The 20,954-nt window shown below is 49.5% G+C and carries 13 protein-coding genes and 1 rRNA gene (1 of these 14 only partly in view); 11 read left to right on the top strand and 3 right to left on the bottom strand.

The genetic code is table 11. The annotated features are described in order from the left end of the window. The first annotated feature begins 9 nt into the window (after nt 1-9). From K7B67_RS15890 to K7B67_RS15860, 7 genes are all read left to right on the top strand, one after another. Nucleotides 10-1,200, top strand: a complete 1,191-nt coding sequence (locus K7B67_RS15890; protein ID WP_252176862.1) for a Na/Pi symporter — start codon at nt 10-12, stop codon at nt 1,198-1,200. Between the two features lie 93 nt (nt 1,201-1,293). Then, nucleotides 1,294-2,004, top strand: a complete 711-nt coding sequence (locus tag K7B67_RS15885) for an energy transducer TonB (RefSeq protein WP_252176861.1) — start codon at nt 1,294-1,296, stop codon at nt 2,002-2,004. Nucleotides 2,005-2,183: 179 nt separating this feature from the next. Next, nucleotides 2,184-3,674: an esterase-like activity of phytase family protein gene (locus K7B67_RS15880; protein ID WP_252176860.1), complete on the top strand. Its 1,491-nt coding sequence runs from the start codon at nt 2,184-2,186 to the stop codon at nt 3,672-3,674. 325 nt (nt 3,675-3,999) lie between these two features. After that, nucleotides 4,000-5,703, top strand: a complete 1,704-nt coding sequence (pilB, locus tag K7B67_RS15875) for a type IV-A pilus assembly ATPase PilB (RefSeq protein ID WP_252176859.1) — start codon at nt 4,000-4,002, stop codon at nt 5,701-5,703. A gap of 81 nt (nt 5,704-5,784) precedes the next feature. Next, nucleotides 5,785-7,971 (top strand): 1,4-alpha-glucan branching protein GlgB, encoded by a 2,187-nt coding sequence (gene glgB, locus K7B67_RS15870; protein WP_252176858.1) that lies wholly within the window; start codon nt 5,785-5,787, stop codon nt 7,969-7,971. Nucleotides 7,972-8,024: 53 nt separating this feature from the next. After that, nucleotides 8,025-10,172: a glycogen debranching protein GlgX gene (glgX, locus tag K7B67_RS15865; RefSeq protein WP_252180593.1), complete on the top strand. Its 2,148-nt coding sequence runs from the start codon at nt 8,025-8,027 to the stop codon at nt 10,170-10,172. A gap of 231 nt (nt 10,173-10,403) precedes the next feature. Beyond that, the gene (locus K7B67_RS15860; protein WP_252176857.1) at nt 10,404-11,711 is read left to right on the top strand and encodes a PTS sugar transporter subunit IIC; all 1,308 of its coding nucleotides are present in this window, start codon (nt 10,404-10,406) and stop codon (nt 11,709-11,711) included. Nucleotides 11,712-11,829: 118 nt separating this feature from the next. Here K7B67_RS15860 and amrA read toward each other — a convergent pair whose 3' ends face one another. Beyond that, nucleotides 11,830-12,399, bottom strand: coding sequence for an AmmeMemoRadiSam system protein A (gene amrA / locus K7B67_RS15855; RefSeq protein ID WP_252176856.1), 570 nt, complete (start codon nt 12,397-12,399; stop codon nt 11,830-11,832). Between the two features lie 81 nt (nt 12,400-12,480). Continuing rightward, nucleotides 12,481-13,260: an AmmeMemoRadiSam system protein B gene (gene amrB, locus K7B67_RS15850; protein ID WP_252176855.1), complete on the bottom strand. Its 780-nt coding sequence runs from the start codon at nt 13,258-13,260 to the stop codon at nt 12,481-12,483. Between the two features lie 62 nt (nt 13,261-13,322). On the opposite strand from amrB, the gene amrS reads away from it, so the two are divergent. Together amrS and K7B67_RS15840 are read left to right on the top strand one after the other, a co-directional pair. Then, entirely contained in the window at nt 13,323-14,417 is a 1,095-nt protein-coding gene (gene amrS / locus K7B67_RS15845) for an AmmeMemoRadiSam system radical SAM enzyme (protein WP_252176854.1), read from the top strand. A 94-nt stretch (nt 14,418-14,511) separates the two neighbouring features. Beyond that, nucleotides 14,512-15,903: an autotransporter outer membrane beta-barrel domain-containing protein gene (locus K7B67_RS15840; protein ID WP_252176853.1), complete on the top strand. Its 1,392-nt coding sequence runs from the start codon at nt 14,512-14,514 to the stop codon at nt 15,901-15,903. 9 nt (nt 15,904-15,912) lie between these two features. Here K7B67_RS15840 and K7B67_RS15835 read toward each other — a convergent pair whose 3' ends face one another. Continuing rightward, entirely contained in the window at nt 15,913-18,291 is a 2,379-nt protein-coding gene (locus K7B67_RS15835; RefSeq protein WP_252176852.1) for an ATP-binding protein, read from the bottom strand. A gap of 357 nt (nt 18,292-18,648) precedes the next feature. Between K7B67_RS15835 and dacB the strand changes: the two genes are divergently transcribed. Continuing rightward, nucleotides 18,649-20,058: a D-alanyl-D-alanine carboxypeptidase/D-alanyl-D-alanine-endopeptidase gene (gene dacB / locus K7B67_RS15830; RefSeq protein ID WP_252176851.1), complete on the top strand. Its 1,410-nt coding sequence runs from the start codon at nt 18,649-18,651 to the stop codon at nt 20,056-20,058. A 568-nt stretch (nt 20,059-20,626) separates the two neighbouring features. Further along, nucleotides 20,627-20,954: ribosomal RNA gene (locus tag K7B67_RS15825) — 16S ribosomal RNA — on the top strand (it continues 1,212 nt past the right edge of the window).

The following is a 20,954-nucleotide window of genomic DNA, read 5'->3' as shown; positions in this document are numbered from 1 at the left end:
GTGCAGAAAATGTCTGAAGTAATAAGTCAAGCCAGCACCAGCGCTGACTATAAACTCAAAAACGCCGACTACAAACTCACCAGCAAACACTATGGCCGTATCTGGATGAGGGTTACCCTCTGGATCTATGCCCTTCTGGTTGCCGTCAGTGTCGTAGGTTCCGGTTTTAAAATGGCAGTGGGCGGCGCGCAGGCTGCTGCCGAGCTGTTCAGCTTTGCCAATAACACGGTGCTGGCTCTGATTGCCGGTACCCTGGCAACCGCTCTGGTTCAGTCTTCCAGTACAGTGACTTCTGTTATCGTGGGTCTGGTGGCGGGCGGTTTGCCGGTGACCATGGCGATCCCCATGATTATGGGAGCCAATATTGGTACCACCATCACCAACACTCTGGTCAGCCTGGGTCATATGGGTTGTGACAAAGCCTTTAAGCGGGCCTTTGCTGCTTCCACGGTTCATGACTTTTTTAACTATCTGGCGGTTCTGATTCTGCTGCCACTGGAACTGTTGACCGGCTTTCTGAGCACAATTTCAAGGCATGTTGCCGCAGCCGTAGTCGGTGGCTCCGCTATTGATGTGGGCAGCCTGAATTTCGTCAAGCCTCTGACCAAACCCGCCGTGGATATTGTCAAAGAGTTTGCCGGGCTGCTGCCAGATACCACACTGGGTGGCCTGACGATGATCGGCATTGGTATCTTCCTGATTTTCAGCTCTGTCGTGAGACTGGGCAAGTTGCTAAAAAAAGTTCTGGTCGGACGTGCCAGGGATATACTGCACAAGTCTATTGGGCGAGGCCCTGTTTCAGGTATCGCTTCCGGCACCATCATGACGGTAATGGTGCAATCGTCGTCTACTACCACCAGCCTGATGGTTCCTCTGGTGGGCAGTGGTGTGTTCACTGTTCGTCAGATGTACCCTGTCACTCTGGGTGCCAACATTGGGACAACCATCACAGCCCTGCTGGCTGCAACGGCCATTGTCGGTGCCGAAGCAGAACCGGCAATGACCATCGCCCTGGTGCACTTGTTTTTCAACCTGTTTGCAGTGGCGCTCATTTTTGGCATCAAGTGGTTACGTGAGATTCCTTTGTACGGGGCAGAGAAGCTGTCTGACCTGGCAGTAAAGAACCGCGCTTATGCGTTCCTGTATTTGCTGTTGGCCTTTTTTGTCATACCGGGTCTTGGGATTTTCATCGCCCAATAGAAACAGGAGCCCACCATCAGGCACTTGGCTCTCCCCCTGATCCTGTCACTGATTTTTCATACCTCGTTTTTGAGCTTAATCGGCGGGGAGTTGGTGGCTGCTGCCAAAACACCGGGGATGCAATTCAAACTGGTCGCCCCTGAATCCTCGATAACTTCTGTTATTGAAGAAAACCTGAGCATTGACGAAGAGACTGCCGACTCGAAATCACAAAAACGGGATACTCAGGGGGAAAGCACTGAGCACACGCAAACGACCGAAAAAACCGAGATCAAGGAAGCCATAACGACCAGGGTGGAAAAGAAAAAGGTTCCGAAAAAACCAGCTGACCACAAAGAAAAAAAACACAAGGACGTCAAGCCAGCAGAGCCTCCCGCTCCGGTTGTCAGTCAACAGACATCAGAAAAGGCAAGTATTGAACTGACCAACCAGGGAGCTGGAAGCACAGAGTCCGAGACCTTTCAAGAGTGGGTGGCTCAGCTTCAATACCGGATCAATCGCTATAAGGTGTACCCCTATCAAGCTAAAAGGAGACGACTGGAAGGTGAGGTAAAAATAAAAATTGACATCAACTCTGACGGAACATTGGGCAAGGTCAGTATGCTGGCCGGTAAAAAGGGACTAGAAGCCAGCAGCCTGAAAGCCATTGAGCGCTCTCTGCCCTTACCGACACCTGATGATAAGCCCGTCACAGTGATTCTCTCCATCAATTACAGACTGCTGACACGTACTCCCAAACCTTCACATACGATGACTATAAAACCGACTTCAGATCGGAATCCGTCAAAAATACATCTGCAATGAAAAATTATGGCTATCTTTATGGGGTTATTTCACTTCAGGTGTTGTTATCAATGATGAAAAGAAGAAGTGCCTTGGTTGGCTCTGCACTTTGCTTCCTTCTTTCGGTTCCCTGCTGGTCAGCAGAACCTTCAGGAAAAGCACCCCCTCACAAAGAGGTCAGGTATCTGGGAAGTCACTTAGTGCCCTTGGCCTCCCAGAAAAGGGTTACTCATATCACCGGTGCTCATTTCGAACCTGCTGACGGGAGTGGCTCACCAGGAATGCTCTACCTGCTTTCCGGAGATGCCGGGGCAGGTTTTACAGGCCGTCATGGCTTGGGCGTTTTTTCCAAGCCTCGTTACTACGAGATCGACCTGAGAGGGGTTAAACTGGATCAGTCAAGCAGTCGATACCTCCAGAGCTTGCCTGATGATGAAGTGTTTGAGTACCACCTCACTGAAGGCAAGCATGCTAAAACCGATCCTCTTTGGTTGAATGATGGCCATATTGCCCCCAGCGCAATTACGACGACCAAAGATAACAAACTGCTGATTTCCTCCAGTCAGAGTGACAGAGGCTTTTTCGGCGTTATTGACTACAGGGCTATCGATATCCCCGCCTATGCAGGCTACGGTTACCGGCACGCCAATCGTGACGAAACCAGTTTTGAAACCCGTAACAATGGTTTTCTGAAAGCCTGGTACGACGCTCATGAGTTTTTTCCTGTCCCTATTTTTGATTTGATTCCGGCAGCCTTCCTGCATATCTTCCGGGAGGTTCCCATTCAGTTTTTGAAAGGTGTCCATCGTTTCGATGTGGGTCTGTCATCAAAATTTCTACTCACCGATAATGATCGTCGAGCGGGTCAGGTGGATAGCGAATTCAGACTGCCCAGGCATTTTGAAAACAACAACTGGATTCCTCTTTACAGAGGGTTGCGCGGCATTCAAGAGGGACTCGGTATAAAGAGTCTTGACCGTGTTCCCGGTAGCCACCTTTTTGTTGCTGCAACCGCTGGTGCTCTGGTTCAGGATGCCCGCGAATGGACAATCAAGGGAGCCAATCCGCCTGCCAGGGTAGTGACCTTTACTACCGAGCAACTGCACAAAAAGGGTGAGCCGATGCCCATACAATACCCGAACAGTGATCAGCTTCCTGCCAGAGGTGAAGTGTCAATATTGTCAGAGAAGCTCTATAACTTTTCTCTTCTGGTGGTAAACCCTGTTGTGAGAAAGCAGCTAAAGGGTGACCCGATTCGAACCGTTAGCGATATTGCGGTGCTTAATGACAAATATGCCCTGTTCCTTGAGAAAACAGAGCTTCCTTTTCAAACTTCTCGGAAGACCGCCTTTGTCACCCGGGTTTATCTGGTCGCCCTGCACAGCGGCAAAAATTTCAAAGACAGTGGAGCGTTCACTGATGACGAGCTGAACAAAATATTTATGGAGACCCCCAAAGACTTTATGTCTAAAACCCTGCTCTTTGACAGCAGTCACAAAGACTCCCTGGATCTGATGCCGGACAATCCCGATTTCGATATTCATGAGACCGGTTTTGAAGCGATTGCCCTGGGCCCTAACACGTCAAACGGTGACAGGACGTTCATGCTGGTCAGCTACGATAACGGCGAAAGCGAATCCCAAAAGACCCGAACCCGTCTGCTGCACTTTAGTTTACCAGCCGGGCATTAAAGGTCAGCCTCTTCGCTATAAACAAGCCATTATCTTTGGGTAATGGCTTGTTTCATGTTGGAAGAGACTTTCCGTTGAAATATGATGTTGATGTAGCTACATTTCCTCTAGCATAAATGCGCATATACGAAATTCGGGGTAGGTCATACCCTTAGAGCCTGCCAAGCGAACGATGCTGTAATGTCGTCGGCAACAGGAAACTGCTAAAGCCGTGAGGCTGAAGCCTGCACTGTCTAATTAGTGCAGAATCGCTACCCTTTAGGGTGGTGAGTATGTCAAAGTGGAAATCAGCGAACAGAGTTAAGAACAAAACGGATTACAAGTCATGGCCGATAAACCTCTGACAGGACTCGCTGCTCGACTGGTTGTCGACCAGCTGATTGATGAAGAGACACTGCGCTCTGCACTTTCACAGGCAGAAAAAAACAAACAGCCCCTTTCCAGCTACCTGATCCGGAAAAAACTGCTCAGCTCCAAAGATATAGCTCTGGCCAGTGCCGAAGAGTTTGGCATGCCGGTCATGGATCTTGATGCCTTTGATCCTGAAAATGCCCCGAAAGGTCTGGTTCAGGAAAAACTGATCCGCAAGCATAAACTGATCCCCTTGATACAACGAGGTACCAGACTGTTTGTCGCAGTGGTTGATCCCAGTGACCATACCGGCATTGACGAAATCCGGTTCAGCAGCGGCCTTATGGTGGATTCGGTACTGGTTGAAGAAGATAAGCTGGACAGGTTCATTGATCGGTTGCTGGACAGTGGCATGAATGACCTTTCCAGTTTCGATGACGATGAATTTGATAATCTTGAAGACTTGGAAGTCGGTGCCGTTGAAAATACTGATGAGGAAGTGGCAACAGAGGATGACGATACTCCGGTAGTAAAGTTCGTCAATAAAATGCTGTTGACCGCCATCAAAACCGGTGCGTCAGATCTTCACTTTGAACCTTATGAAAAAACCTATCGGGTTCGCTTCCGCACCGACGGTGTGCTCCAGGAAATCGCCAAACCTCCTTCAGCTCTGGCACCGAGAATAGCATCCCGTCTGAAAATTATGTCCGCCATGGATATTTCAGAACGGCGTAAACCTCAGGATGGTCGTATTAAAATGCGTCTGTCCAAAAGCAAATCCATCGACTTCCGGGTCAATACTCTGCCTACCCTCTGGGGTGAAAAGATCGTACTGCGGATTCTTGACCCCTCCAGTGCCAAAATGGGTATTGATGCTTTGGGTTATGAAGAAATCCAGAAAGACATGTACATGGAAGCCCTGCATCAGCCCCAGGGTATGATTCTGGTCACGGGCCCCACCGGTTCTGGTAAGACGGTTTCTCTTTATACGGGCCTGAATATTCTTAATACTCCGGAAAGAAATATTTCCACAGCCGAGGATCCTGTAGAAATCAATCTCGAAGGCATCAACCAGGTGAACGTCAGGCCGAAGCAGGGAATGGATTTTTCTCAGGCTCTAAGAGCCTTCCTTCGTCAGGATCCCGACATCATCATGGTGGGGGAAATTCGGGACCTGGAAACGGCCAACATCGCCATTAAAGCGGCCCAGACGGGCCACATGGTTATGTCCACTCTGCATACTAACAGTGCCCCGGAAACTCTGACCCGCCTGCAAAATATGGGAGTTCCTTCCTTCAACATTGCCACCTCTGTCAGTCTGATCATTGCCCAGCGTCTGGCCAGACGTTTATGCAGCAACTGCAAAGAACAAAAAGACATCCCAAAAGAAACGCTGTTGGAAGAAGGTTTTACTGAAGCGCAGGTCAAGGGGGCCAAAATTTTTGGTCCCAAGGGATGTGATCAATGCAGCAAGGGCTACAAAGGCCGTGTCGGCATTTATGAAGTCGTGAAGATCACACCCGCCCTGCAACAGATTATTATGGAAGAAGGCAACTCGCTCCAGATTGCCGAAATTGCCCAGAAAGAGGGGTTTAATAATCTTCGCCAGTCCGGACTGTTAAAGGTTTTACAGGGGGTGACCAGTCTTGAGGAAGCCAACCGGGTAACGCTTGAGTAAACTGTAAAACGACAGACATTACCTGACGGAGTCTCTTTCGCTATACTACGTCGGGTTGAACAAACAGAAGCTGTTCCCTGTATGTCTAATCCTGTCGAATCGCTGATCGGTCATCTTCTTGATAGCCGCTGTGCCGAGCCGTTTAATCTGCTGGGATTTCATGAGCGTCCTGAAGGAAGGGGCCTGTTGTTGAGGGTCTGGCGGCCCGATGCCAATGCTGTCAGTGTCATCGCCTTTACTTCCGGCGAAGCCATGGGCGAGATGGCTCAGGTCGCTCCGGGGCTGTTTGAGCTGGTACTGCCAGAATGCTGTTCTGTTTTTCTGTACCAGCTGGTGATCACGAATAAAGATCACCAGTCGTATACCTTGATAGATCCCTACCAGTTTCAATCATACGTCCTGAGTCATGTACACCGTGAGCCTTACCGAAACTATCGGTACATGGGCGCACATCCGGTTTCGCTGCACCCTGAGGAGAAAGTTTCCGTAGAGGGTGTCATCTTCAGAGTCTATGCGCCCCACGCGAGAAGCGTCAGCCTGATTGGCTGTTTCAATGACTGGGATGGCAGAATTCACCCCATGGCCAGCTCAGAAGACGGCGTCTGGCGTTTATTTATTCCGGGGGTGAAGGCGGGCGATCTCTATAAATATGAAGTTCGCAGTCAACAGGGGGGGTTACTGCCTCATAAGGCCGATCCCTATGGTTATTTCGCCGAGCAGCCTCCCGGTAACGCTTCCATTGTTTATGATCACCTGAACTATGAGTGGCAAGATCACCACTGGAGGCATCACTCCTGTCTGGACAGGCCCGTCAGCATCTATGAAGTGCACCTGGGATCCTGGCGTCAGGAGCAGGGTCAAAGCCTCACTTACAAGGCCCTGGCTGAGCAGTTAATTCCCTACGTGGTCGAGATGGGGTTTACCCATATTGAACTGATGCCCCCCATGGAGCATCCCTTCACAGGATCCTGGGGCTATCAACCGGTAGGGCTGTTTGCACCCACCAGCCGTTTTGGCAGCCCGGATGATTTCAAAGCGTTTATTGATGCCTGTCATCAGTCCGGTATTGGCGTCATTCTTGACTGGGTTCCTGCCCATTTTCCTTCTGACTCTCATGGTCTGGGTCGTTTTGATGGTACCGCCCTGTATGAACATGCTGATCCCAAAAGAGGTTGGCATCCTGACTGGCAGTCCTATATTTACGACTATGGTAAGCCAGAGGTAAAAGATTTTCTGATCAGTAATGCCATGTACTGGCTGGATCATTTTCATCTCGATGGTGTGCGGGTGGATGCAGTGGCTTCCATGCTCTATCTCGACTACTCCAGAAGTGAAGGGGAGTGGGAGCCCAATTGCATGGGCTCAAATGAACACATTGAAGCGGTGCAGTTCCTGAAGGAGTTGAACGAAACCCTGTATCTGCACTACCCGGATCAGATCTCGATTGCCGAGGAGTCCACCAATTGGCCCAGGGTTTCTGTGCCGACTTACGACGGGGGGTTGGGGTTTGGCTACAAATGGAATATGGGCTGGATGCACGACACCCTTGGCTACATGGCCCGGGAACCTGTTTATCGTAGTCATCATCATTGGGAAATGATGCAGAGCATGACCTATCACTACAGCGAACATTTTATTTTGGCGCTGTCCCATGATGAAGTCGTGCACGACAATGGCAGTCTACTGGGAAAAATGCCGGGTGATGAGTGGCGAAAGTACGCTAACTTACGTGCTTACCTGGGCTTTATGTTCGGGCATCCCGGTAAGAAGTTGCTGTTTATGGGCTCTGAGATCGGCAGCAGGAATGAGTGGGATCATGATGGTCAGCTGGATTGGGAGTTGCTTAAGAATAATCATTACAGCCAGGGGCTCAACCAGCTGGTTAAAACATTAAATCACCTGTATAAATCCTATCCTGCGCTGTATAAGTCGGATTATGACCACAATGGTTTTGGCTGGGTAGTGGCGGACGACCAGCAGCAGAGTGTATTTGCATTTATTCGAAAAAGTTTTTCAGGTTCACCCGTCATTGTGGTGGCCAATATGACGCCGGAAATCAGGACAGATTACAGGATCGGAGTGCCCATCGAGGGCATCTGGAAAGAAATACTGAATTCAGATGCCCAATGCTTTGGGGGGAGTGGCGTTGCTAACAGCAAGGCCATTTATACCGAGCATTATCACACCCATGGTTATGATTACTCGCTGCTGGTGACGCTACCGCCTTTATCGACCCTGTTTCTTGCTCCGGATTTCTGCGCTATATGAAAAATGTACCTGAATTTTTAACTAAAACAGCTTTAAGTGAAAAAACGATTGTGATGACTGATATTTCTGTTTCTGCAGGGTGCCATGACCTGCAGGGGGCAACACTGGTTAATGATAATTTTATGCCAGTAGCTGGCAACGAGGCGACAGGTGTTAACTTTGCTGTCTATGCGCCTGATGCCAGTCAACTCTACCTCTGCCTGTTCAGCCAGGATGATAAGGAAGATAGACTGGCGATGATGCCTTCTGATGAGGGCGTATGGCATCTTCTGGTAAAAGGTATTGGAGCTGGTCAGCTGTACGGCTTTCGTGCCGAGGGTGCCTGGTCGCCGTCTATTTCTCCCCGGTTTAACAGTCATAAGTTGTTGATGGATCCTTATACCCGGGAAATACGGGGGAACGTTCAGTGGTCTGAAACGTTATTTGACTACCGGTGTCATATACCCCCTGAAGACCATGCTTACAGGGTAAAGAGTTTTTCATCAGCGGACAGTGCCGAACACTGGCTTCAAAGTGAGCAGGACAGTGCCGCCTTCATGCCAAGAAGCGTTGTCAGAGAGCACACCTTCGACTGGCAGTCCGTGCAAAAGCCTGGTATTCCCAAGGCAGACAGTGTCGTTTATGAACTGCATGTCAAAGGATTCACGCAACAGCACCCAGATGTTCCGGAAGCGTTAAGAGGCACCTATCTGGGCCTATGCCATCCCAGCGTGATTGACTACCTGAAAAGTCTCGGAGTCACAGCGATTGAATTGCTACCGGTGACCTCTCTGGTCAATGAAGAGCGTCTTGAGAATATGGGGCTCAGGAATTACTGGGGATATAACCCGCTGTGTATGATGGCTCCGGAACCGTCACTGGCGATCGAGGATCCGGTCACTGAAATGAAGACCATGGTTCGTGAGCTGCACAGGGCGGGTATCGAGGTCATTATGGATGTGGTCTACAACCATACCTGCGAATCAGGCCATGGTGGCCCAAGTTTGAGTATGCGTGGCCTGGCAGAGCGTGATTACTATCTGATGGATGATCATAATGGTCATCTATCCGCCGTCAATTATACGGGGTGTGGTAATACGTTAAATTTTGACAGTCCTCAAACCCTGAAGCTGACCATGGATGCCTTGCGCCTTTGGGCAGAAGAGTACCAGATTGATGGTTTCCGCTTTGACCTGGCTCCTACGCTGGCCAGACAGTATCGAGAGTATCGGTTTGACAGCGCCTTCTTCCGGGCTGTGCATCAGGATCCGGTGATTTCCCGTACCAAGTTAATTGCAGAACCCTGGGATATTGGGCCTGAAGGTTACCGACTGTCCGGCTTCCCACTGGCGTGGCAGGAGTGGAGTGATCGTTTCAGGGATGGGACGCGAGCTTATTGGCGAGGCGATAAGGGACGGCTGGCAGAGATGGGCTGGCGAATCACCGGTTCTGAAGATGTATTTGGCAAGCGTCGTCCATTAGCCAGCATTAATTATCTTTGCAGCCATGATGGCTTCACCCTTAACGACCTCTGTGCCTACGAAGAGCGTCGCAATCATGCCAATGGCGAAGACAATCGTGATGGCGATCAGCATAACTTCTCGAAGAATTACGGTGTCGAAGGCGAGACAGAAGATCGCAATATCAGAGCCAAAAGGTTGAGAGCCCGAAAGAACATGCTGGCAACGCTGATGCTTTCCCGTGGGACGCCGATGTTGATGGCTGGTGATGAGTTTGGTAACAGCCAGCAGGGCAATAACAATGCTTACTGTCAGGATTCACCGTTATCTTGGCTGGACTGGGGGTGGATGCAGGGCGGTGATGATGATGGTGCTGTTTTACAGTCTTTTGTCCAGCAATTGATAAGGCTCCGAAAGACTCATTCCCTGCTGGGCGGTGCCGGTGGCCGCAAAGCCACCACCTGGTATTCACCAGATGGCAGCAGGCTTACGGAAGCTCAACTGGGAGAACTGAGCGGTGGTTGTCTCTGCATCAAGATGACTTCAGTGGTCGCCTGTCAGGATGAGAAAAGCCTCTACATTCTGATTAACAATGAAGAACAGACCAAAAAAGTGATACTGCCCCAGGTTGAACCGCACAAGTACTGGACCCGCCTGATGGATACCAGCTCAGAGTCGCCTTTTTCTAAAGAAGCCTTACTCACCCGGGGCTGGATAAATATGGAAGCAAACTCGCTGGTGGTGATTGAAGAGCACCTCTAATCTTACACTCGGGCATCTGTGTATCAGACAGATGTCCGATTTTTGGCTGTTATCCTTTTTGGCAGTATTTCTCTCCATTGATTTTCCCTCTCGTTGATTTATATCAAAACACGCTTTTCTTTAGGTATTTTTCATAATGTAACCGATTACATTGTTCTGAAATCCTTGTGCTCATCCTGATTAACACAGAAAAGCTCTTTCGGACTCAGGGTTCGAGAGGTAGGGAATTCTATGGAAAAATTTGTACAACGGGTCGAGCAGGTGTTGCTACCCATTGCTGCCAGACTGGCTAACATCAAGTATCTGATCGCTATCCGGGATGGTGCGGTTTACGCAATGCCTTTCCTGATTGTTGGATCCCTGATTCTATTGCTCCTCAACCTTCCCCTTACTGACCCGGCCAATTTCATGTACTCCCAGTGGTACACTGATCTGATGGCGGAATATAAAGACGACTGGTTACAGCCATTTTATGCCACCATGGGTATGGCTTGTCTGTTTATCAGTTTTGGTTTGGGTTCCAGTCTCGGTAAGCTCTATGGTTTGCCCGAAATCACCAGTGGCTTCCTGGCCCTGTTTGCTTTTTTGTTGGTGGCTGCTCCGGTCACCGGTTGGCCTCCTGCGATTAATGCATCCTACCTGGATGGCAAGGGGATGTTTACGGCAATTATTGTCTGTGGTCTGGCTGTTGAAGTGTACCGCTTTCTGGTGAATAAAAAGCTGACCATTAAACTGCCCGAGCAGGTTCCTCCGGCCATTGCCCGCTCTTTTGAGTCTCTGACACCGGTCATCGCCATCATCCTTATTTTGCAGCCGCTCAATATTTTGTTATCTAACATGGGTGATGGAATGTTGTTGCCAGAGTTACTGATGGAGATTTTCAAACCTCTGATTTCTGCTTCAGATTCTCTGCCAGCGCTGTTGCTGATTGCCTTCATCATCCATATTCTCTGGTTTTGTGGTCTCCATGGCGCCAATATCGTTATGGGCGTTGTGGGTACCTTTACCCTGACCAACCTGCAAATGAACCAGGCCGCTCTCGCTGCCGGAGAGCCTCTGCCTGCCATTTTTGCCGGTGGTTTTCTGGATAACTATATGAACCTGGGGGGATCAGGAGCGACGCTGGGTCTGGCGATTGCCATGGCCATAAGCCGGAGTGCTCATTTGCGGTCTATCGGGCGGATATCAGTGGTTCCCGGTATTTTTAATATTAATGAGCCCATTCTGTTTGGTGCGCCTATTATCATGAATCCGATTCTGGGCATTCCTTTTATACTGATTCCCATGCTGAATGTCACCATTGCCTACTTCGCTACCTCCATGGACTTTGCCGGTCGGGTGGTTGCCCTGGTGCCTTGGACGACACCCGGACCACTGGCAGCTTTCCTGAGCACCAACTTCCACTTTGGTTCATTGTTCCTCGCTCTGGGACTGCTGGTTATGTCTACCTTATTGTATCTGCCCTTCCTGAATATTTACTCCAAGTCATTGATAGCTCAGGAGCAGGCCGACAAAGTCGCTAAATCCGCAGCAGCCTGATAGCCACTTTTTTCTTCGCTATGGACAGTAGGACAGTAGGACAGTAGGACAGTAGGACAGTAGATAGAAGCAGGGAATGCTTCTATCTACTTTACGACATTCCCGCCTTCCCAAAGGATTAATCTTCTTTGAATTTAAGACACTGGTAGGAAAAGCACTTCATGTTTTCGGGCCACTCATGAGACTGAAGTCCGGCTTTGTGTTTCAGGTGGAGTAGGAACTGGTCAGGTTCACTCAGCTGTTCCCATACCTGGGGAAGGAAAGTGGCTTTGTGATCGTCTCCCTCAATCAGCAGGCCATCAATACCCGGACGTAACTGCTTGAGAAGATCTTCTTCAGTCTCAATCGTCATAAGCGTCATCGGGGTCAGGATAGATATTTCAATACTCAGGTCCGCCAGTTCGTTTTCGGTCACAGGAAAGAAGCGCTGATCTCTGAAAGCGCTGGCAAAAGCATTGTATGCGATGTCTTCTATTAACGGTTTCCGGGGTGTCAGTGAACCGATGCAGCCCCTCAGCTCTCCAAACTTCTGAAGTGTCACAAATGACGCGAGGTGAGCCTGCAGTTTCGCTGGAAACTGAGTGACATCCAGCTCAGGCGGTTCACCTTCAACGCAGACGTTGGCGATCGTGTGTCTGGCCAGACGTAACAGATTTTTTTTATCCAGTTCCGTGAGATTAAGATCCATCCGGCTTAGTCCTTTCCTGTTGTGGTCAGTGTGTTAAACAATCAATAAATGCACTGCTGCTGGTATCGACTCTGGTTATCTTTACTGGATAACATAGGCTCCATATCCCACGACCCGTTTTTTATCACCCGCAGTATCACCAGAGTTTCTAACATCCAGAGTAACGACTTCCATGCCCCTGCGCTGGGCTATTTTCAGCATACCATTGAGAGGATAGCTGCCACAGGCCTGTCCGCCAGTCAAACAGCTGCTCATTTGTTCTATGGCTTTGGTGGTCAGACTGTCGCGCCGGTTGGCTTCTTCGTAGCTGAGGTAGTGACTGAGGTCTGAGCTGATGACGATCAGGGTTTCATCGCCGCCCCAGAGAAAGTCGATCACTTCAGCAACGGCGTATGGTGAAGCATCACCCACGACCAGGGGAATGAGTTTGAAGTGATCCAGGGTGCTTTGCAGAAAGGGGCACTGGACTTCCAGACTGTGCTCATGTGCATGAGCTGCATCCAGGGTGTGTACCTGATTGAATCGACTCAGGCTTTCGATGGCATCAGCATCCAATGGAATATCGCCCAAGGGGGTTGAGTAGGCTTCGCAGTCTGGAAGGGCTATTCCTTCAAATGCAGTCTGGTGAGAAGGGCCCAGCAATACCACTCTTTTGATCTTGCTGCGGTAAAGCCCTAACTGTTTATAGCCCGATGCAGCAATCGCACCGGAGTAGATGTATCCGGCATGAGGTACGATCAGGACTTTAGGCGACAGTTCTCTTTCAGTGGCTTCGGATATCAGGTTATTGACGACGGTTTTCAGCAGTTCTGGCTGGTCGGGATAGAAAACACCAGACACAGCGGGTTGTCGAACATTCATTAGTCTTTCCCCCGGATGAGAAGCTCTATAATTATAGCCATCGCAACGAGCGAGGCATTGTGATGATGAATGGAATTCGTCAGTCTCCACCTGACCATTTTCTCACTGAATACTGGCACCGTCTGGAAGATGGTCGGATTCAGTGCGATGTCTGCCCCAGGGCCTGCAAGTTGAGAGAAGGTCAGCAGGGACTTTGTTTTGTCAGAGCCCGGCACCAGGATCAGATTGTGTTAACCAGTTACGGGCGCTCCAGTGGTTTCTGTATTGATCCCATCGAAAAGAAACCACTGAACCACTTTTTACCAGGTACTCCGGTTTTATCATTTGGCACAGCAGGCTGCAATCTTGCCTGTAAGTTCTGTCAGAACTGGGACATGAGTAAGTCGAGAGAAATGGATACTCTGGCTGATCAGGCTATGCCCGAACAGTTGGCTTTGGCGGCGCTGGAAACGGGCTGTAGAAGCCTGGCTTTTACCTATAATGATCCGGTTATTTTTCTGGAATATGCCAGAGATGTTGCCCTTGCTGGTCGTGAGCAGGGTATCCGGTCCGTGGCCGTCAGCGCCGGTTATATATGTGATGCCCCCAGAGAAGCTTTCTTTGAATGTATCGATGCCGCCAATATTGACCTGAAAGCATTCACTGAGTCTTTTTATAAAAAGATTTGTGGTGGGTCTTTACAGCCTGTGCTGGAAACTCTGAAGTATCTTAAGCATGAAACAAACGTGTGGTTTGAAATAACCACGCTGCTGATTCCCGGAGAGAATGATTCTGATCGGGAGCTTCACAGCCTGTGTGAGTGGGTCGTTGAACATCTGGGCGTTGATGTGCCTATTCATTTTACTGCTTTTCATCCCGACTGGAAAATGCTGGAACATGCCCGCACGCCCGCTGAAACGCTGACCAGGGCAAGAGATATTGCGATCAGTAAAGGCATTCGTTACGCCTATACCGGCAATGTACACGACAGTGAGGGTGGGAGTACCTGGTGCCATAACTGTGGGCAATTGTTGATTGAGAGGGATTGGTTCCAACTTAATGTTTGGAAACTGAAATCAGGCTGCTGTCATCAATGCGGTGAAAGGGTAGCCGGTGTTTTTGAAGAGCAGCCCGGCGTCTGGGGAAGCAAAAGAATTCCGGTGAGAATGAAGCCCTGAATAATTTTTTAAAAACTGGATAACCTGCCGCGATAGGCTACTTTCTGATCTGGAGGGATTTTTAATTATTGCCGCATAAAGACCGGGAGTCGTTGTGAACGTCAAGTCCAATCTATCTTATGCCATCAAGCTGGCCACACTCACCAGTGTTGCCGGAGGATGGTTCGTTCCTGTTCTGGCTCAACCCGAAGTTGAGTCTTCGATAACAAGTGATCAAAGTGGCAACAGTGCCACCATCACTTACTCAAAAACGTTTGATGCAAAAGCCACCATAGATACCGATAAGGTTTATCAACTGGGCAGGGATGGTCAGTATTACTTTAAAGCTAAGCATGTCGATCAGTCGATCAAAGAGGGCGAGCTGGTTCCGGTACAAAGACTAGACGACACTGTACCTATTTTGTCTGAGTCCCCCTCCATTCCCCTTGCACTCAGTCACCCTGCCATAGCCGACAAAATGATGATTGAATCAAGCCTTGCCGCATACGATAGCTTCACCGGTTTGACGCAAAGTATTCTCAGGGGGCGGATACCCGCTGCTGCAATGGTTGGGGTTGAGGGGAATCTGTTTGAGAAAACCCCCACTGCTCTGTTGAAGGCGGAAGCCGCTGATGTTTCTTCAGAGGTCGATTATCTGGGGCAGGATGAAACAGCTGAAGTCTATGTGCTGTCAATGTCAGAAAAGGCTGCTGCTTTTGTCAGCGGCGGCTGGTTTGGACTGTTGGAGCTTAATGGTCATTTTTACGATCAGGACAAGATGAACAATCTGGCAGGCTTCAAGTCCAGTGGTTATGGCATTCAGCTGGGGCTGGTCAGGCCGGTCTGTGAAGGCTGGTTGTTTGGCGTTTACGGTGCCTGGCAGAAACTGGGCGCTGATGTTAAGGGTTATAATGGCGAGGTAGATACCGGCACCTGGAGACTGGGCCCGACGGTGGCCTGGAGCAGGGATGGCTTTCATGCGGAAGGCCTGCTGACGTATAACTGGAACACCGTTGACAGCAAAGTAGCCCGATATAAGTCAGACTACAAAAGCAAGGAGTGGGATGCCTATATTCGCGGTGGTTACGATATCAATCTCGACGGTGTCACAAGGGGTCTGACGTTAACGCCGGAAGTTCAGCTTCTCTATGCCAGTCAGGAGCGGGATGAGTACAACTGGGGTATGGGTATGATAGGCAAGGGCAGCAGCAAAGGCTGGGTGTCCAGAATGGGAGGCCGTCTGACATACGACCGTTTTCTGATGAATCAACCTATGGAATTGAAAGCCTCAGTGGGTTGGCAACATAATGATTACAAGCCCGACGATATTGACTACATGAATTCGAAGCACAACTTTAAAGGTTATGATGAGAATGCTGTGTATTACTCTTTAGGGCTGGATACTCAGCTGAGCCGACGGTTCAATATGAATATTGGTTATGCGGGCACCTGGTCAGAAAATGCACTGGCCCACTATTTGCGGGCCGGTGTGGAATTAAGGTTCTAAAAAGGAACGTCAACTGCCTTCCTTGGAAAGCTCAGAAATTTCTTTCAGGCGTGCCAGAACTTTGTAATTGATGGAGCCTTTGGTGTACTGATCACGGCTGTTCAGTGTGCCAGGCTTGCAACCGGTCAGAAGTTCCATGGCTTCGTCAGCATGGTTGACGGCGTAAACACTGAACTTGCCCGCTTTTACCGCATCGACCACTTTTTGGTGAAGCATCAGGTTCCGGAGGTTTGCGCAAGGGATAATAACACCCTGTTCGCCGGTCAGGCCGCGGGCGTTACAAAGGTCAAAGAAGCCTTCAATTTTTTCATTAACACCGCCAATCGCCTGCACTTCGCCATGCTGGTTCATAGAGCCGGTGACGGCAAAACCCTGTTTGATGGGTGTACTGGTTAAAGCCGACATCAGGCAGCACAGCTCGGCCAGAGTGGCACTGTCACCATCAATGTAACCGTAAGATTGTTCCATGGTCAGGCTGGCTGAGATAGCCAGAGGAAATTTCTGGGCGTATTTGCTGCCCAGGTAGCCCGTCAGGATCATGACTCCCTTGGAGTGAATGGCCTGACCCAGTGAGACCTCCCGTTCTATATCGACAATCCCCTGAGAGCCGGGGTAGACGGCAGCGGTAATTCTTGCGGCAGAACCAAAACTGGTATCTCCAATGGACATGACAGTAAGCCCGTTGATCTTACCGATTTTTTCTCCTTCGGTATCGATCAGGATGCTGCCTTCAATCATATCATCGAGAATTTGCTGGCTGACACGACCGGTGCGTTCAGACTTGGCGGCCAGTGCCCGGTCAACATGGTCGTTGTTGATTTTGCGGCCACGGCTCATACGACGAATGAAGTCTGCTTCTGCCAGCAGGTCGAACAGATCACCAATTCTGGCAGACATCTCACCCTGGTGTTCAGCCATTCTGGAGCTGTGTTCGACGAGGCGGGCGACAGCAGCAGCGGTCAGGGCCGGGTAGTTTTCGTCATCTGCCCGGTTTTTTAACAGTTGGGCAAAAGCATGTACTGATTCCTTGTCCCGTATAATCCGGTCATCAAAATCCACCAGAACTCGGAATATTTCATGGAAATCCGGATCAAGTTGTTGCAGCAGATAATAAATATCCCTGGAACCGACAAGGATGATCTTGACGCTGAGAGGGATGGATTGCGGATTCAGGGTAGTGGTGTTGAGCAGCCCCATTTCTGAGTAGGGTGATTCAATGGTCAGCTCTTTTTCTTTCAGGGCTCTTTTCAGTGCTTCCCAAACAAACGGCTCTTCCAGCAGTTTATTGGCATCCAGCAACAGATAGCCCCCGTTGGCTTTGTGCAGAGAGCCTGGGCAAATCTGTCGGTAATTGGTGACCAGGGCACCCATCTCACTGGCGTACTCTATACGACCAAACAGGTTTTTATAGTTGGGGTGGGACTCATACACGACAGGTGCCGCACCGCTGGCAGAGTGGCCAATCAGAAGGTTAGGTGCGTAGAGTTCAACCAGCGACTGGCGTTTGGTTGAGTCATCCTTGGACTCCATGTTGCGATCATCGGCAAGAATTTCAATAACGGTGCGGTGCAGGTGATTTTTAACCGCTTCAAAATATTCCAGCACTGCCTTCTGATTGTTGTACACTTTTTTCAGCGGCTTGAGCAGAGGCTCCAGTGCCTGGTCAATGGTTTCCTGATTCAGCTTTTGCAGTTTCTCGTTGGATTCCCGTTTCCACTGAGGCAGCTCAACCAGAGAGTCATTCAGTATGGATTCCAGCTCACTGATGTCCTGGTTGAACTTGGACCGTTTTTTATCCGGAAGCTGGGCAAACTCAGTTTCGTCCATCGCTTTACCTTCATGCATAGGGGTAAAGCTCAGGGAGCCCGCCTCCCGGAACAGGGCAATGTCCCGCTTCAGGGCTTCCTGTTCAATCTCATCAATGGCGTGATCGTAACTTCGGTTGAAGTCACGCTCAATGGCGCTTTTCTTTTGCTGATAGGTCGGGTTTTCAAAGGCTGCCGGAAACGTCAGCATGAGACTGTCAATAAACTGGTCAAAATCTTTCTGTAAAGGCTCACCGGTTCCCGCTGGAAGCGTTAAAATCTTTGGTTCGCGGGTATTGTCGAAGTTGTTGATGTAAACCCAGTCGTCAGGCGGGGTCTGGCGTTTGGCTTCAGATTCCAGATATTTTCTCAGGTAGGACATTCTGCCTGTGCCAGACTCCCCCATTACGTAGATGTTGTAGCCCGTTCTATGCATGGCAACGCCAAATTGAATGGCGCTGGTGGCTCTTTCCTGGCCGAGGATCCCTGCGTATTTCTCAAGGTCGTCGGTGGACTTGAATCCAAGTTCTTTGACTGGCTGTTTCGCAATAAGTTGACTGGTTGTAAGTTTAAGCTTTTTCACTAAGGCCTGCCGTTAACTAATGAGTTCTCTTATATACGTTGCCAGGTCATCGGTTTCTTCGGATAACCCGTATCGATAGCATAATGCTTTTCTTGTCTAACTGTCATCGGTTCTCTTGTCAATTAAGGCTGGAGGATAAAACTGTTTTTTTATCGGGTATTTGTGACAAGGACATGCTTCTCATTTTCCCAAGAATAGCGTTTACTTAAACGATGGGATGCCCAGTGCCGATAGTTGAAGTAACGTGGAGAAAAAACCTCCGGTTACTTCACGACGAAAATAGTACATTCGTATCAGGTTGTTTGTTTATGCATCTTTTCGAAGACCCTCTGAGGTTAACAGGGAATTGAGTTCATCATGGTGAGATTTCTTTCATGTCTGCTATCGGCGTTTGTTATTTTTTCATTTCACAGTGCCCAGGCTTCACCGCCACTGGCGAAAGAGTTACAGAAACTGGTGAAGAGTTTGCCGCCGGGCAGTGTCTACTCCATCCAGGTCAAAGACCCCGTCAGTGGCCAGATTGTTTTTGAACGGGGTGCCCAACATAACCTCGTGCCTGCCAGTGTTCTGAAAGTCATGACGGCGACATTGGCTTATGAAGTTCTGGGTGAGGAATTTCAATACACTACCCAGTTTGTAACTCAGGACAGACCTATTCGAAAGGGTATCGTCAAAGGCCCCGTGGCTCTTGTGTTCAGTGGTGATCCCTCTTTGAAGCGGAAACACCTGGATGAGCTGGTTGAGCAGCTGAAAAAGTTGGGGATTAAATCCATTCATGGTGACCTCTGGCTGGATGGCGAGGTTTTTTCAGGTTATGACCGTGCAGGCGGAGTCAGCTGGGATGATCTGAATATCTGTTTTGCAGCACCGGCCGCTGCCATGATTATGGATCGAAACTGTTTCTATGCCTGGTTGAAGCCGGGCAAAAAAGAAGGCGCCAGAACGACCGTTAAATACGATCAGTCAGACTGGTTTCTGACGATTGATAACCAGGTACGCACCCGTTCTGAAAAGGACTGTCGTCTTGAAGTCCGCCCCTCATTGGATAAGGAGTATCGTATAGAGGGCTGCATCAGTCCAAAATCCCGCTCTGTTCGCCTCGCTTTTTCTGTGAATGATGTGGAGAGAGCGGTTAAGCGATACATAAAAAGCCAGCTGCGGAAAAAGGGTATCCATTTAAGGGGCCGACTGATTGTGGGTCGTCCTGATCTGGATATGCCCCTTGTCCTGGCAGAGCATCGATCCGAGTTTTTACCGCAGCTGCTCAAACCAGTATTGAATGATTCTGACAATTTATACTCTGACAGTATTTTGAAAACAGTCGGTTATGAAACCTCTGGTAAGCCGGGGTCTTATGCTTCCGGTATTGAAACAGCGCGAGAAGTATTGGGAGGTAAAGGGGTAAATTTTGGAACCAGCAGGCTGGTGGATGGATCCGGGCTTTCCCGATACAACTTTATCAGTGCGTCAACGCTGGTTGATGTGCTGGTGTTTGGCTGGGCACAATGGGGTGAAGACAGCCCCTGGCTGCGAGCTCGTGATGATCCTAAGAAAACCTGGCTGAAAACCGGTTACATGAGTGGAGTCAGTAGTATGGCTGGTTACGTATTCCAGTCTAATGGACAACCTCTGGTGTTCGCTGTAATCCTCAATGGGCTGATGCCACCTTTACCGGCAAGTCGGGAAGAGATGAAAGCTTTTCGCAAAGACATTAAAAGTTTCCATCGTTCATTTTTAAAAGTGTTGGCCGGAGAAGGAAAAGCTTAATTTTCATGAAGTCAGTGAATGTGTTCTGAGATAGGTGTTTGCCGCTGTTGCTATCTTCACTCCTGACCTTATAATGCGCCTCCACTGATCGGGCATCGCTCTTAAAGAAAGCTTCTTAACGAGCACGCAGCGATCCATTGAGTCATCGTTCAAAACGATGATTGACAATCGGATCGAACGGCGTAGAATGCACCGCCGCTGAGACGGAAACGCAACGCTTACTGAGTAAACGGATGCGGTCTCAGCGAGTTGAAAAGCCTCTGTCTTCTTAACGGACTTCGTTGAAAATGATTGCTTGACAACAACCGGCGCCAAGGTAAGATGAGCGCCTCGCTGAACAGCACTGACTGCTGATTCAGCCGGTTAAAACCCTCTTGTTTTAACTCAGTTCTTTAACAAATTATCAGACAATTCGTGTGGGCGCTTGTGCGAATGGCATCGGTCAACAGAGCTTTGCTCTGGAATGATTTAAATGCTGATCAAGCAAGCGAACATACCTGTAATTCATGTACGTTTAATTGCAAAGATTGAGCAGCGGACTGTTTTCGGACAGGAAGCAAAACGATTTAAACTGAAGAGTTTGATCATGGCTCAGATTGAACGCTGGCGGCAGGCCTAACACATGCAAGTCGAGCGGTAACAGGACTAGCTTGCTAGTTGCTGACGAGCGGCGGACGGGTGCGTAACACGTAGGAATCTGCCCGGTAGTGGGGGATAGCCCGGAGAAATCCGGATTAATACCGCATACGCCCTAAGGGGGAAAGCAGGGGATCTTCGGACCTTGCGCTATCGGATGAGCCTGCGTCGGATTAGCTTGTTGGTGGGGTAAAGGCCTACCAAGGCGACGATCCGTAGCTGGTCTGAGAGGATGATCAGCCACACTGGGACTGAGACAC

Source organism: Endozoicomonas sp. 4G, assembly GCF_023822025.1.
Classification (GTDB): domain Bacteria; phylum Pseudomonadota; class Gammaproteobacteria; order Pseudomonadales; family Endozoicomonadaceae; genus Endozoicomonas_A.
This window is presented reverse-complemented; position numbering and strand designations above follow the sequence as displayed.

Excerpts from the sequence above, each read along its gene's own strand:
- K7B67_RS15890 (WP_252176862.1), top strand. The coding sequence starts at position 10 with ATGTCTGAAGTAATAAGTCAAGCCAGCACCAGCGCTGACTATAAACTC.
- pilB (WP_252176859.1), top strand. The coding sequence starts at position 4,000 with ATGGCCGATAAACCTCTGACAGGACTCGCTGCTCGACTGGTTGTCGAC.
- glgB (WP_252176858.1), top strand. The coding sequence starts at position 5,785 with ATGTCTAATCCTGTCGAATCGCTGATCGGTCATCTTCTTGATAGCCGC.
- glgX (WP_252180593.1), top strand. The coding sequence starts at position 8,025 with ATGACTGATATTTCTGTTTCTGCAGGGTGCCATGACCTGCAGGGGGCA.
- K7B67_RS15860 (WP_252176857.1), top strand. The coding sequence starts at position 10,404 with ATGGAAAAATTTGTACAACGGGTCGAGCAGGTGTTGCTACCCATTGCT.
- amrA (WP_252176856.1), bottom strand. The coding sequence starts at position 12,399 with ATGGATCTTAATCTCACGGAACTGGATAAAAAAAATCTGTTACGTCTG.
- amrB (WP_252176855.1), bottom strand. The coding sequence starts at position 13,260 with ATGAATGTTCGACAACCCGCTGTGTCTGGTGTTTTCTATCCCGACCAG.
- amrS (WP_252176854.1), top strand. The coding sequence starts at position 13,323 with ATGATGAATGGAATTCGTCAGTCTCCACCTGACCATTTTCTCACTGAA.
- dacB (WP_252176851.1), top strand. The coding sequence starts at position 18,649 with ATGGTGAGATTTCTTTCATGTCTGCTATCGGCGTTTGTTATTTTTTCA.